Source organism: Rhizobium sp. P1_E1 (genome assembly GCF_056406015.1).
The window spans coordinates 1-12,350 of record NZ_JBFUAY010000052.1 but is presented as its reverse complement, the minus strand read 5'-3'; the positions used below and the strand labels follow the sequence as shown (position 1 = coordinate 12,350).

The window sequence follows — 12,350 nt, the reverse complement described above, 5'->3', positions numbered from 1 at the left end:
TTCTCTGTCTGTTTAGATGGTGGCTAGCTCCATGACCGAAACGTCATTTGCCTGGTCACGATTGAGAATGCCTGCCTGTTTGCCTTGCGCAAGCACGAGAATGCGATTGGAGACGCCGAGAACTTCCTCGAGGTCCGAGCTTACGACGATGACCGCCACGCCCCGTTTGGCAAGATTGACGATGATGTCGTAGATGCCCGCTCGGGCGCCGACGTCGATGCCTCTCGTCGGTTCGTCGAGTACGACGACCTTAGGATCGCGCATCAGCCATTTCGCGATGACGACCTTCTGCTGGTTGCCGCCGGACAGGTCCGAGGCATATTGCTCCGCACGGCCCTTTACGCCGAACTTGGCAACTGCCTTCTCCGCAAACGAGCGCTTGACGCGCGGCGTAATCCAACGCCCGCCCAGCTTGTCAAGATTGGCGTATATAATGTTCTCGCCGATCCGGTGCCCGACAACCAAGCCTTGCTCCTTGCGGTCTTCCGGGACCATCACGATGCCCTTGGCGATCGCGTCCGCCGGATCGCGCAGCCTGAGTTCTTCGCCTTCCAGCTTGATCGAACCTGCACTGATTGGGTCCGCGCCCGAAATGGCGCGGACAAGTTCCGTGCGGCCGGCGCCGACCAATCCGGCGATCCCGAGAATTTCCCCGGCGCGCACATCGAAGGTAACGTCACGGAATGAGTTGTCCGGCGAGCTCAGCCCGGACACCTGGAGTACTGGATGGTCTGTCGGAACCGGCAGGGCAGGGAACAAGCGGTCAAGTGGGCGTCCAACCATGCTCTCGACGATCGTTCGCACCGGTGTCGCGCTGTCGGAGAATTCCTGCACGCGCTCGCCATCGCGAAGAACGACGATCCGGTCGGTTATTCGCTTGATCTCTTCCATGCGGTGGGAAATGTAGACGATGCCGACACCCTCTGACCGAAGCTTTCTAACCTGTTCGAAAAGAGCTTCCGTCTCCGCGCCGCCAAGGGCGGCTGTCGGCTCATCGAGGATCAGGAGCTTTGCGTTGAGAGCCAGCGCCTTGGCGATCTCGATGAGTTGTTGATTTGCTGTGGAAAGGCCGGCGACTGTCCGCGTTGCGGGTATGTGAAGGTTCAAGCGAGCGAGCTGGTCCTGGGCTCGGCGAACCATTTGGGGACGATCGACGACGCCGTTCTTCATCGGCCAGCGTCCGATGAAGACGTTTTCCGCGATCGACAGTTGCGGCAGAAGCTGCAGCTCCTGGTGGATCAGGACAACGCCCTTGTCGATCGCTTCCCTTGGGGTGGCTGGGGCATAAGGCTGCCCCAGCCAGGTCATTGATCCTTCAGACGGTGTGCGGGACCCGGCGATGATGCCCGATAGCGTTGACTTGCCCGCTCCGTTTTCACCGAGAAGTGCAACCACTTCGCCCGGATAGACGTCCAAGCTGACATTCTTCAGAACCTGGAGCGGCCCATACCACTTGGATATGCCCCTCAGGGAAAGAACTGGATCAGTCATGGCACACCTCCTCAAGACCTCAACTTCATTACGGATGGTTGGCGATGAAGCCTGCGACGTTTTCTTTGGTTGTCAGCGTGGCATCCATGAGCTGGACCGGCGGCACCTTTTCTCCGGCGACAAGCTTGGCGGCGTTTTCAACCGCGTCGCGGCCCATCTTCTGCGTCTGCTGGGTCGCAGTTACGTTGAAGACGCCTTTGCTGAGCGCTTCGAGAGCTGCGGTGTCACCATCGAAGCCGCCAACCACGATCTTCTGGGAAGGATTGGCGACCTTGATCGCCTGTGCGGCGCCAAGGGCGAGGCCGTCGGCCTGGGCGAACACGATCGAAACGTCCGGATTTGCCTGCAGCATATTCTGCATGATCTGGAATCCTTCGTCCTGGCTCCAGATGTTCGAGAACTGCTCGGCGACAACCTTGACATCAGGATATGCCTTGAGAGATTCAGCGCAGCCCTTCGAACGATCGACTTCCGGCGTCGTGCCCTTCTGGCCGTGGATGATGACCATCTTCCCCTTGCCGCCGGCTTCCTTCAGGATGTAGTCGCACACGGCCTTGGCAGACGCGACGGAATCCGTTGCAAGGAATGTATCGCCGGGTGCTCCCTCGGCGTTGCGGTCAACGTTCACGACCGGAATACCAGCGTTCTTCGCGAGCTTGACCGGAACGGTCGCAGCGGCCGCACCTGCCGGAATGTAGATCAGCGCGTCGATTTTCTGGGTCAGGAGGTCCTGAATCTGATTGACCTGTGTCGGCCCGTCGCCTTTTGCGTCGACCGTGATGACTTCGATGCCGCGCTTCTTGGCTTCGGCTTCGACCGATTGCTTGATCTGGTTGAAGAAGTTTGCCTGAAGGTTGGCAACGGCCAAGCCGAGCTTCTTCAGTTCCGCCGCGTGTACGGGGCCGAGCATGAGGCCGAGCAGTGCAGCAGACGCGAGCATGGTGCGCGCTATTTTCATTGTATTTCCTCCGTTGTTTGATGGAACCCTCGGGTATGTCCTCCCCCTCGGGGTATTGATCCGCCCCAAACCCTTGGAGCGGAATTCCAGGCCCGCCGACGCGGCGGACCCCGTTCGTCAGGCGCGACGCCGACGAATAGTCTCCGCGCCGACCGCGAGCACGATGACGATGCCGATGATCACTTGCTGCAGGAAGGGCGAGACGTTGAGAAGATTGAGCCCGTTGCGAAGGACGCCGATGATAAGAACACCGATAAGTGTTCCTCCGATACCGCCCGCGCCCCCCGAGAGTGAAGTCCCGCCGATGACGACCGCAGCGATGGTGTCCAACTCATAGCCCAGACCACTGGACGGCTGGACGGAGTCCAGCCTGGCGGCGAGTACGATGCCTGCGAGCCCCGCAAGGACTGAACTTGCGACGTAGACGCCAATCGTCACGAGCGGGACGTTGATACCCGCCAGCCGAGCGACTTCCGGATTTCCTCCCACCGCGTAGAGCATGCGACCTTCGGACCGGAAGTGCAGGAAAAGCCACGCCGCAAGAACAACCGCCAGCATGAGAAACACAGTGGCGGTCAACACGCCGAAATGGCGATCGATTGCCAGCATCATGAACCAGTCGGGGAATCCCACGATCTGCTGGCCGTCCGTGATCATATTTGCGACGCCGCGAGCCGCGGACATCATTGCAAGAGTGGCAATAAACGCTGGAACCCTGAACTGCGTCACCAGTAGTCCGACGATCAGCCCCGAAACGCCCGATGCGACCAGAGCAAAAGCGATCCCGACCGGCAGCGGTAGGCCGGCGACATTCGCAGTCCAGCCCATGACCATCATCGCAAGAGCCAGTGCCGAGCCGACGGAGAGATCGATGCCGCCGATCAGAATGACAAAGGTCATTCCGACGGCCATGATGCCGAGAACCGTGATCTGATCGAGGATGTTGAGGCCGTTCCGAACCGACAGAAACGTGTCGGTGCTGACGCTCAGAAAGACGCAAAGCGCGAGCAGCCCCACGAGTGGGCCGGTGGCGCCCTTGAGCTTGCTCAACCAGGCGCCGGACGAAAGCCTGTGTTCATTGATATCAAGCGCCACCATTGTTCCTCCCTATGCGTAGGCTGATCGCTAATTCGTTCGAAGAATAAATATTCACCGATGCTGGAAAATTCATTAACAAGTTGCCTTTCGGCTGTCAATAGGATTTTCTGGGCTTGCAACTGCCGGTGCACCGCTTAAGGGGCTTGACTAATCGGTGTCTTGTGCAAAAATATTGATAACTGAATATTTATGCATGAGAGGAATCCATGAATACGACAGAACTCGAGCGGGTCGCTCGCGAGATCCGATTGCGCGATCTCCAGGCGGTCTTTGAAGCGGGCGCCGGCCATATTGGCGGGGAGATGTCGGTTATCGACATTTTGACTGCCCTCTATTTTCGTGTGCTGAATGTTTGGCCCGATCAGCCGAAGCACCCCGACCGCGACAGGTTCGTTCTTTCGAAGGGACATACTGCATGCGCTCTGTATGTGACGCTCGCAAAACGTGGCTTCATCCCGGAGGAAGAGATTTCCACCTTTTTGCAGCCGCATTCGAGGCTGAACGGGCATCCAAATTGCAACAAGGTCCCTGGCGTCGAAACGAATACCGGGCCGCTCGGCCACGGTCTTCCAGTTGCAATAGGAATGGCAAAAGCCGCCAAGCTCTCGGGCGCAAAATATCACACTTACGTCGTCACCGGCGACGGTGAGATGCAGGAGGGCTCCAACTGGGAAGCGATCATGGCGGCCGCGCAGTTCAAGCTCGATAACTTGACGCTGGTCATCGACCACAACAGGTTCCAGCAGGGCGCGGCCCTGGCGGAAACCAACGATCTCGCCCCGCTTCGTCCGAAGCTTGAAGCTTTCGATTGGGAAGTCACCGAGATCAATGGGAACAATATGAGCGAAGTCGTTTCAGCCCTCGAACAACGGGCATCGAGGCCGCATTGCATCGTCGCCCACACCAACAAGGGGCATGGAATCTCGTTCATGCAAGACCGAGTCGACTGGCACCACAAGGTACCGAGCAAGGAACAATACGAAATCGCATTGGCAGAATTGTCGGAGGCACTGTAATGAACGCGCCAATAAACGCACCCAAGCTCTACGATTGCCGCGACGCATTCGCCACTACGCTTGAGCGGCTGGCAGCCGAAAACGAAACAATCGTTGCCGTCTGCAACGACTCCGTGGGTTCCTCCAAACTCGGCGGCTTCAAGGCGAAGTTTGCAGAGCGCCTCGTCAATGTCGGTATCGCCGAGCAGAACATGGTGGGGGTTGGAGCAGGCCTCGCCAATGGCGGACGCCTTCCGTTCGTGTGCGCCGCCGCTCCGTTTCTAACGGGACGGTCGCTGGAGCAGATCAAGGCCGATATTTCGTATTCGAATGCCAACGTCAAGCTGGTCGGCATTTCTTCTGGAATGGCGTATGGCGAACTCGGCCCGACCCATCACTCGATCGAGGACTTCGCCTGGACGCGGGTTCTGCCTAATCTCCCGGTCATTGCGCCTTGTGACCGCATCGAAACAGCTGCTGCGGTTGAGTGGGCCGCGGCCTACAAAGGCCCCTGTTTCCTGCGCCTGTCTCGCGTGGGTGTGCCTGATCTCCTTCCGGAGGGTCACAAGTTCGAACTTGGCAAGGCAAACCTCCTTCGCCAGGGTTTTGACGTCACCCTTATCGCAAACGGCACTTTGACTCATCGAATCCTAAAGGCTGCCGAGATCCTCGCAGAACGCGGTATCAACGCCAGAGTGCTCAACCTTGCAACGGTTCGTCCGATCGACGAGGACGCCATCATCGCGGCGGCGAAGGAAACCGGAGCGATCGTCACAGCCGAAGAGCATTCGATCTTTGGCGGGCTCGGTTCCGCGGTCGCCGAAGTGGTGGTCGACAATGCTCCAGTCCCGATGAAACGTCTCGGAGTTCCCGGCGTCTACGCTCCGACCGGTTCGGCAGAGTTCCTGCTCGACGAATTCGGGATGGCGCCGTTCGCAATCGCCGACGCGGCGCAGTCGCTGATCAGGCGCAAGTAACTGGGATCACATGATCAGCCCGGATGCCTTTTGTCGTCCCGGCTGCCGTCTGATCTGGGGAGGATAGAATGCGGGCAATTCTGGCAATTGACCAGGGCACCACCAATTCAAAGGCAGTTCTCGTTTCCGAAAAGGGAGAAATTGTTGGCAGAGGTTCGGCTCCAGTCGGCATCGCCTATCCGAAACCAGGCTGGGTCGAACAAGACCCACGGCGGCTCTACGCATCCGTCTGCGAGGCGATCGACGCCTGCCTGAAGGCCGCCCCCGACGTCATTGTCGAGGCCGTGGCGATTTCCAATCAGCGCGAATCAGTCACGGCCTGGGACGCCGAAACGGGAGAAGCACTTGGACCGGTGGTAAGCTGGCAGTGCCGTCGAACGGCACAGGATTGCGAACGTCTCATTGTCGAAGGCCACCTTGACCGTGTGCAGGCGCTCACAGGCCTGCCACTGGATCCGATGTTCCCGGGTTCGAAATTCCGATGGCTGCTCGACCGTATGCCGGCCGGGCGATCGGTGCGGCTGGGAACGGTCGACAGTTGGCTCGTCCACTGCCTGACGGGTGGGCGCCGGCATGTCTGCGATGCTTCCAATGCCGCCAGGAGCCAGTTGTTCGATCTCCAGGAGCAGAGATGGAGCAAGGAACTTGGCGAGATTTTCGGCGTGGATATCGCGCTCCTCCCTGAAGTACTCGACAGCTCTGCCGACTTCGGCAGGACGCAAGGGTTGCCAGGCGTGCCGGATGGAACTCCGATAATGGCCGCGATCGGAGACAGCCATGCTGCGCTGTTCGGCCATGGCGCATTCAAGCCGGGTGATGGCAAGGTAACCTTTGGAACCGGCTCTTCTATCATGACGACGCTTCCGCGATTTATTCCCCCACGCAACGGCGTCACAACGACCGTCGCATGGCGTCTCGGGGGAAAGCCGACTTTCGCTTTCGAAGGCAATATTCTCGTTTGCGCCGCCAGTCTCCCCTGGATGGCAGGCATTCTCGGCCTTTCAGACGTGGCGGCCCTTGTCGAACTTGCGGCGAGCGCCGAACCGGGCGGACCGGGCTTCGTGCCAGCATTCGTGGGACTGGGCGCACCCTATTGGAACTCGGACGCCCGTGCCCTGTTCTCCCAGATCAACTTCAATACGACACGTGCGCAAATGGCGCGGTCGGTAACCGACTCGATCGCCTTCCAGGTGCACGACGTGATCGCCGCCATGCGTGCAGAAAGCGGCGGCGAGCTCGGGGCGCTCTATGTAGACGGCGGACCGAGCCAGAACCGGTTCCTGATGCAGTGTGTCTCGAACCTCATCGAACATCCCGTGATCCAATGCGAAGCACCCGAGGCGTCGGCTTTGGGAGCCGCATATCTCGCGGGTCTCTCACTTGGCTTGTGGAGCGATCCTCATGTTATCGCAGAGCTGCCCCGGAGCTCGCATATCATTGACCCGGAACCCGTGGATCGAGCGGTGCTTCTGAATACATGGAGTGATGCACTTGCCCGCTCGACGTCCCGCGAAACAACGGCTAATGATGAATAAAAATTCACCCTAGGATTAGCGATGACTCGCCTCAATGAACTCCGCCTCATCTCAAGGGTCGCCCAGATGTACCATTTGGAGGGACGGCGACAGGCGGAGATCGCAGAGCACCTTCGCCTGTCGCAGGCGACGGTGTCGCGCATGCTCAAGCGTGCAGAGGCTGAAGATATTGTCCGAACCAGCGTGACGCCCCCCGTTGGCACCTACAGCGAGCTCGAGGGCGCGCTTCGCGAGAAATATGATCTGCCGGAGGCGATCGTCGTGGAGTGCACGGAAGATCGGGATGGAGCCATCATGGCCCGTATCGGAGAGGCAGCGGCTCATCTCTTGGAGGTGACGCTTGCGCCAGGGGAGATCATCGGCGTTTCGAGTTGGAGCCAGACCATCTCCAAGATGGTCGAGAACATTCATCCGCTGAAGAGCGCTCAGGCGAAATACGTCGTCCAAACCCTTGGAGGCATGGGCGATCCTTCAGTCCAGACGCATGCGACGCAGCTTACCACGCGGCTTGCTCGCCTGACCGGCGCTGAGCCAAAACTGCTCGCTGTGCAGGGCGTTACGACGTCCAGAGAGGCAAAATTTCTTATGCAGGCCGATCCATACGTTCGGGAGACGATGGACTTGTTCGGCAGCATAACGCTTGCGATTGTCGGAATCGGAGCAGTCGAACCGTCCGAACTTCTCGCACGGTCCGGCAACATCTTTTCGTCTCGCGAACTCTCTGATCTCGCGGAAGCGGGAGCCGTCGGCGATATCTCACTTCGTTTCTTCGATAAAAACGGCAAGCCGGTCAAGACACCCCTGGACGACCGGGTCATAGGGCTTCCACTCGAGGATCTCGAACGGGTGGACCGGGTCATTGCTCTTGCCGGCGGGTCCAAAAAGACTGACGCTATCGCAGGGGCGCTCCGCGTGGGGGTCATCGACATGCTTGTTACGGACAAGTTTACCGCGCAGCGATTGATCAACTGATGAGGCAGACTTATTTTGGCAGCCTCAATGCGCTGTCCCATCCACGATCACATGATCGTGGTCCATCGAGCATTTCTCCACCCGGGCCTCGACCCTGTAGATCTCCCGCAGCATTTCGGCGGTGACGACGTCGCGGGGGGTGCCGCAGGCGTGCATGCGGCCGTTGGCGATGACCAGGACCTTGTCGGCGAAGCGAAGGGCCTGGTTGAGGTCGTGAATGGCGATCAGGACGATCATGCCCTTGGCGCGGGCCTGGCGGCGCATGAAGTCGAGGACTTCGACCTGGCGGTGAAGGTCGAGCGCGCTTGTTGGTTCGTCCATCAGCATGATCTCAGGCTCGCGGACCAGGGCCTGGGCGATCGAGACCAGCTGGCGCTGGCCGCCGGAAAGCGCGCCGAGATCGCGGAAGGCGATGGCGGTGATATCAAGCGCCTTCATGATCTCGTCGATGAAGCGCAGGTCGCTGTCGCTGACAGCCCAGGACTGGCCCTGCTTGCGGGCAAGCAGGATGGATTCGTAGACCGTCAGCACCGCGTTTGCCGAGGTATCCTGCGGCATGTAGCTGATGGCGTTTTTTGTCTTAGAGCCTTCGACGACGACACGGCCAGGCCCTTTGAGCAGGCCGGTGATGCGCTTGAAAAGCGTCGACTTGCCGGCGGCGTTCGGGCCGATCACCGCCACGACCTCACCCGACTTCATCATCGGCGTGGTCACGTCTTCGACGAAAAGCTTACGGCCGTGATAGGCGCCGACTGACTGCAACTGTAGTGCTACCACGACCGGCTCCTGTTCGAGAGGATGAGCGAGAAGAAGAAGGGTACGCCAACCAGCGCGGTGATGATGCCGATCGGGAAGACGACGCCTGGTATGATCGACTTCGAGACGATCGAGGTCAGCGAGAGCAGCAGCGCGCCCGACAAGATCGATCCCGGCAGGAAGAAGCGCTGATCCTCGCCGAGGATCATGCGCGCGATATGCGGCCCGACGAGGCCGACGAAGCCGATCGTCCCGACGAAGCTCACAGGCACAGCGGCAAGCAGCGAGACCACAAGCATGGTTTCGAGCCGGATGCGGCGGACATTGACGCCGAAGCTTGCAGCCTTGTCCTCGCCGAGGCGGATGGCGGTCAGCGCCCAGGCGTTGCGGGCAAAGAGCGGAAGTGCTGCCAACAGGACGGCAAGCGTCACCCAGATCTTCGGCCAGGTGGCCTTGGTGAGGCTGCCCATCGTCCAGAAGACGACGGCCGACAGCGCCTGTTCGGAGGCCAGATATTGCAGGAAGGCGAGAGCCGCATTGAAGGTGAAGACCAGCGCGATGCCGAGCAGCACCACCGTCTGCACCGAGACGCCCCGGGCTTGCGAGATGAAATGGATGAAGAGTGTGGCGATCAGCGCCATGATGAAGGCATTGACCGGCACCAGCAGCCCGGCCGCTACAGGCAGAAGCGGAACGCTGGTGACGATGGCAAGTGCGGCACCGAAACTTGCTGCTGCCGAAATGCCGAGCGTGAAGGGGCTGGCGAGCGGATTGGCGAGGATCGTCTGCATCTGCGCACCGGCGACGGAGAGCGATGCACCGACGACGATCGCCATCACGGCAACCGGCATGCGGATGCCCCAGACGACGGCGCGCACCTGATCCGAAACCGAGGAGGGGTCGAGAAGGGCAGCGACGACTTCATTGAGACTATAGCGGGCCGGGCCCCAGGCGAGATCGACCGCAAAGGACAGGCAGAGCGCTGCCGTCATGGCGGCAAGGATTAGAAGCTTGCGCCGGGCGAGGGCGCGGTAGCGCTCCCTCCCGGCTTCGGCATCAATCGATATGGCGGCGATCTCGGCCATATCGGATTACTGACCCGCCTTGGTGTCGACCCAGTAACCCGGCTGGTAAGCGACCGGCAGGAATTTTTCGTGGAATTCCTTGAAGGTGGCGTCGGGATCGAGATCGGCAAAGAGGTTCGGATGGAACCACTTGGCCAGCTGCTGGACGGCGACGAACTGGTAGGGGCTGGTATAGAACTGATGCCAGATCGCATGGACATTGCCGCCGGCAACCGCCCTGGAGCCGGTGAAGGAAGGGTTTTCCATCAGCATGTTCAGCGCTTTGCGGCTGTCGTCGAAGGTGGCGGCAGCATTGGGACCGACATTCACATAATCCTTGGCATTCTTGGTCTGGCTCCAGTTGGAGCCGGTGACGACGATGACGTCAGGATTGGAGGCGACGACCTGCTCGGCATTGATCGAGCCGGTATAGCCCGGCAGGAAATCGGAGCCGAGATTGTGGCCGCCGGCCCAATCGACCATCAGGCCGAAATTGTCGGGACCGAAGGTGCCGCAGCATTCGACCAGGCCTGCGGCGCGATACATGAAGACATTTGGCTTCGGCGGATTGGCGGCCTTCAGCTTGTCGGTGACGCGGGCCATCTGCTCTTTCCAGAAGCTGGCGACGGCTTCGGCGCGATCCTCATGGCCGAAGATCTGGCCGAGGATCTTCAGGCTCGGCTCGGTGTTGGCGAGGATATGCTCGCGGAAATCGATGTAGACGATCTTCACGCCGATGCCGTTCAGCATGTCTTCGAGCTTCACCTCGTCAGCGGCCGCCTTGTTGCCGATCGGCAGCAGCAGCACATCGGGATGAAGCTTGACGACCGTCTCGGTCTGCAGCGTGCCATCGGTCAGGTTACCGAGGAAGGGCAGGTCCTTGCCCTTCGGAAATTTCTCGACATAGGCGTTGAAGCCGTCCTTGTCGGTGGTCCAGAGATCGTTGCGCCAGCCGACGATCTTGGCGAAGGGATCTTCCTTCTCGATCGGTGCGACGGCGTAGAGCATGCGGCCTTCCCCAAGGATCACACGTTCGACCGGCTTGTCGAAGGTCACTTCGCGGCCCGCGACATCCTTGACGGTGAAGGATTGCGCCCATGCCGAAAGCGGCATCAGGCTCGCAACCGCAGCCGCGGAGACTGCGAGTATTTTCACGAAATTCATCTGGAAATTCCCCCGAGGTCTGAATAATGTCCGCAGGCATAAGAAATATGACTTTATGAATCAAGTTATATGTTTTAGAGCGTTTCCAAACTGATCCGATGCCGGGGTGCCTCAGATGAATTCCATGAACACGAACTACTCCATCCGCGATGAAATCCGCGACTTCTGGTCGGAACGGGCGGCGACCTTCGATCAGAGCGTCGGCCATGAAATCTTTTCGGAAGCGGAGCGGAAAGGCTGGCAGCGGCTGATCAGAAAGCATCTGGGTGAGGGCCAAGGTCGCGCGGCACTCGATCTTGCCTGCGGCACCGCCGTCATCTCGCATCTGATGCATGGTGCCGGCTTTGCAGTCACCGGCCTCGACTGGTCGGATGCAATGCTGGCGCAGGCGCGCGCCAAGGCGAAGAAACGCGGCACCGATATCCGCTTCGTGTCCGGCGACGCCGAAAACACGATGGAACCACGGGGAAGCTACGACGTCATCACCAACCGGCATCTCGTCTGGACGCTGGTGGACCCGGCTTCTGCCTTCAAGGAATGGTTCGCGGTACTGAAGCCGGGCGGCAAGGTGCTGATCCTCGACGGCAATATGGGTAGGGAAACCTGGGTCAAGGGCCTGCAGAAGCTCTGGACGAAGGTGACCGGCAAGCCGGCGGCGAGCCACATGACGCCGGAGATGATGGCGCGGCACCAGAAGATCCGCTCACGCGTGCATTTCTCCAGCCAGATGCCGGCCGAAGCGGTCGTCGATCTTCTGCGCCAAGCCGGATTTACAGACATCGTCGTCGACCGCAAGCTTGGGGATATCCATTGGGCTCAGGCCCGCAAGATGCCGTTCCTGCGCGGGCTCGAGCGCATGGTGCAGGAGCGGTTTGCGATTTGTGCGCGTAAGCCTGGGTGATGGGTTGTTCATCGGCGCCGCACGTCTCTTCTCCCCGCTCGGGAGAAGGGGGATGTGGCACCGACGCGCGTCCTCTTTTGGGTCTTGGTGCGGCGGCTATGGTTAGGGGAGCTTGCCGTACCGTATCCCGGCCCTTCGCGGGGCTCAGGGCGTTCGGCGCTGCGATCGATTCACTGGATCGATCGCTCCCGCTTTGCGGGACCGCGCCTCACCCACCGGTGACACTCATATGCCGCGCCACCGCAGGGCGGTTATGGGTGCGGTCGATGATGAAGTCGTGGCCTTTGGGTTTGCGGGTGATGGCCTCGTCGATGGCGGCGTGGAGGAGGGCATCGTCTTCAGTGGCGCGGAGTGCCGCGCGGAGATCGGCGGCGTCGTTCTGGCCGAGGCACATGTAGAGCGTGCCGGTGCAGGTGAGGCGCACGCGGTTGCAGCTCTC

At 60.2% G+C, this 12,350-nt stretch carries 11 protein-coding genes and 1 pseudogene; 5 read left to right on the top strand and 7 right to left on the bottom strand.

The window, feature by feature from the left end; translation table 11 throughout:
• Positions 1 to 12 precede the first annotated feature (12 nt).
• The 3 genes from AC1D1Z_RS18565 to AC1D1Z_RS18555 form a co-directional block, all read right to left on the bottom strand.
• The gene (locus tag AC1D1Z_RS18565) at positions 13 to 1,491 is read right to left on the bottom strand and encodes a sugar ABC transporter ATP-binding protein (RefSeq protein WP_130758837.1); all 1,479 of its coding nucleotides are present in this window, start codon (positions 1,489 to 1,491) and stop codon (positions 13 to 15) included.
• A 28-nt stretch (positions 1,492 to 1,519) separates the two neighbouring features.
• Positions 1,520 to 2,449: a sugar ABC transporter substrate-binding protein gene (locus AC1D1Z_RS18560; RefSeq protein ID WP_018242297.1), complete on the bottom strand. Its 930-nt coding sequence runs from the start codon at positions 2,447 to 2,449 to the stop codon at positions 1,520 to 1,522.
• A 117-nt stretch (positions 2,450 to 2,566) separates the two neighbouring features.
• The gene (locus AC1D1Z_RS18555) at positions 2,567 to 3,547 is read right to left on the bottom strand and encodes an ABC transporter permease (protein WP_018446373.1); all 981 of its coding nucleotides are present in this window, start codon (positions 3,545 to 3,547) and stop codon (positions 2,567 to 2,569) included.
• Between the two features lie 206 nt (positions 3,548 to 3,753).
• On the opposite strand from AC1D1Z_RS18555, the gene AC1D1Z_RS18550 reads away from it, so the two are divergent.
• The 4 genes from AC1D1Z_RS18550 (at position 3,754) to AC1D1Z_RS18535 (ending at position 8,026) form a co-directional block, all read left to right on the top strand.
• A complete protein-coding gene (locus tag AC1D1Z_RS18550; protein WP_018446372.1) occupies positions 3,754 to 4,563 on the top strand; it encodes a transketolase in 810 nt (269 codons plus the stop codon).
• Positions 4,563 to 5,519: a transketolase family protein gene (locus tag AC1D1Z_RS18545; protein WP_130758836.1), complete on the top strand. Its 957-nt coding sequence runs from the start codon at positions 4,563 to 4,565 to the stop codon at positions 5,517 to 5,519. The genes AC1D1Z_RS18550 and AC1D1Z_RS18545 overlap by 1 nt, the downstream gene beginning before the upstream one ends.
• A gap of 68 nt (positions 5,520 to 5,587) precedes the next feature.
• Positions 5,588 to 7,054, top strand: a complete 1,467-nt coding sequence (locus AC1D1Z_RS18540) for an FGGY family carbohydrate kinase (protein ID WP_130758835.1) — start codon at positions 5,588 to 5,590, stop codon at positions 7,052 to 7,054.
• Positions 7,055 to 7,075: 21 nt separating this feature from the next.
• Complete coding sequence (locus AC1D1Z_RS18535) at positions 7,076 to 8,026, top strand: sugar-binding transcriptional regulator (RefSeq protein WP_018446370.1); 951 nt, start codon at positions 7,076 to 7,078, stop codon at positions 8,024 to 8,026.
• A 24-nt stretch (positions 8,027 to 8,050) separates the two neighbouring features.
• On the opposite strand, the gene AC1D1Z_RS18530 is transcribed toward AC1D1Z_RS18535, so the two are convergent.
• From AC1D1Z_RS18530 to AC1D1Z_RS18520, 3 genes are read right to left on the bottom strand one after another with little or no spacing between them, the layout of a single operon-like run.
• Positions 8,051 to 8,803 (bottom strand): ABC transporter ATP-binding protein, encoded by a 753-nt coding sequence (locus tag AC1D1Z_RS18530; RefSeq protein WP_130652531.1) that lies wholly within the window; start codon positions 8,801 to 8,803, stop codon positions 8,051 to 8,053.
• A complete protein-coding gene (locus AC1D1Z_RS18525) occupies positions 8,797 to 9,867 on the bottom strand; it encodes a FecCD family ABC transporter permease (protein WP_130758834.1) in 1,071 nt (356 codons plus the stop codon). Before AC1D1Z_RS18525 ends, AC1D1Z_RS18530 begins: the two co-directional genes overlap by 7 nt.
• 6 nt (positions 9,868 to 9,873) lie before the next feature.
• Positions 9,874 to 11,010, bottom strand: a complete 1,137-nt coding sequence (locus tag AC1D1Z_RS18520; protein WP_130758833.1) for an ABC transporter substrate-binding protein — start codon at positions 11,008 to 11,010, stop codon at positions 9,874 to 9,876.
• A gap of 115 nt (positions 11,011 to 11,125) precedes the next feature.
• On the opposite strand from AC1D1Z_RS18520, the gene AC1D1Z_RS18515 reads away from it, so the two are divergent.
• On the top strand, positions 11,126 to 11,911 hold the full coding sequence (locus tag AC1D1Z_RS18515) for a class I SAM-dependent methyltransferase (RefSeq protein ID WP_115157456.1): 786 nt from the start codon (positions 11,126 to 11,128) through the stop codon (positions 11,909 to 11,911).
• Positions 11,912 to 12,119: 208 nt separating this feature from the next.
• Here AC1D1Z_RS18515 and AC1D1Z_RS18510 read toward each other — a convergent pair.
• A pseudogene (locus AC1D1Z_RS18510) lies at positions 12,120 to 12,350 on the bottom strand (GTP 3',8-cyclase MoaA); the annotation flags it as partial.

Excerpts from the sequence above, each read along its gene's own strand:
- AC1D1Z_RS18565 (WP_130758837.1), bottom strand. The coding sequence starts at position 1,491 with ATGACTGATCCAGTTCTTTCCCTGAGGGGCATATCCAAGTGGTATGGG.
- AC1D1Z_RS18560 (WP_018242297.1), bottom strand. The coding sequence starts at position 2,449 with ATGAAAATAGCGCGCACCATGCTCGCGTCTGCTGCACTGCTCGGCCTC.
- AC1D1Z_RS18555 (WP_018446373.1), bottom strand. The coding sequence starts at position 3,547 with ATGGTGGCGCTTGATATCAATGAACACAGGCTTTCGTCCGGCGCCTGG.
- AC1D1Z_RS18550 (WP_018446372.1), top strand. The coding sequence starts at position 3,754 with ATGAATACGACAGAACTCGAGCGGGTCGCTCGCGAGATCCGATTGCGC.
- AC1D1Z_RS18545 (WP_130758836.1), top strand. The coding sequence starts at position 4,563 with ATGAACGCGCCAATAAACGCACCCAAGCTCTACGATTGCCGCGACGCA.
- AC1D1Z_RS18540 (WP_130758835.1), top strand. The coding sequence starts at position 5,588 with ATGCGGGCAATTCTGGCAATTGACCAGGGCACCACCAATTCAAAGGCA.
- AC1D1Z_RS18535 (WP_018446370.1), top strand. The coding sequence starts at position 7,076 with ATGACTCGCCTCAATGAACTCCGCCTCATCTCAAGGGTCGCCCAGATG.
- AC1D1Z_RS18525 (WP_130758834.1), bottom strand. The coding sequence starts at position 9,867 with ATGGCCGAGATCGCCGCCATATCGATTGATGCCGAAGCCGGGAGGGAG.
- AC1D1Z_RS18520 (WP_130758833.1), bottom strand. The coding sequence starts at position 11,010 with ATGAATTTCGTGAAAATACTCGCAGTCTCCGCGGCTGCGGTTGCGAGC.
- AC1D1Z_RS18515 (WP_115157456.1), top strand. The coding sequence starts at position 11,126 with ATGAATTCCATGAACACGAACTACTCCATCCGCGATGAAATCCGCGAC.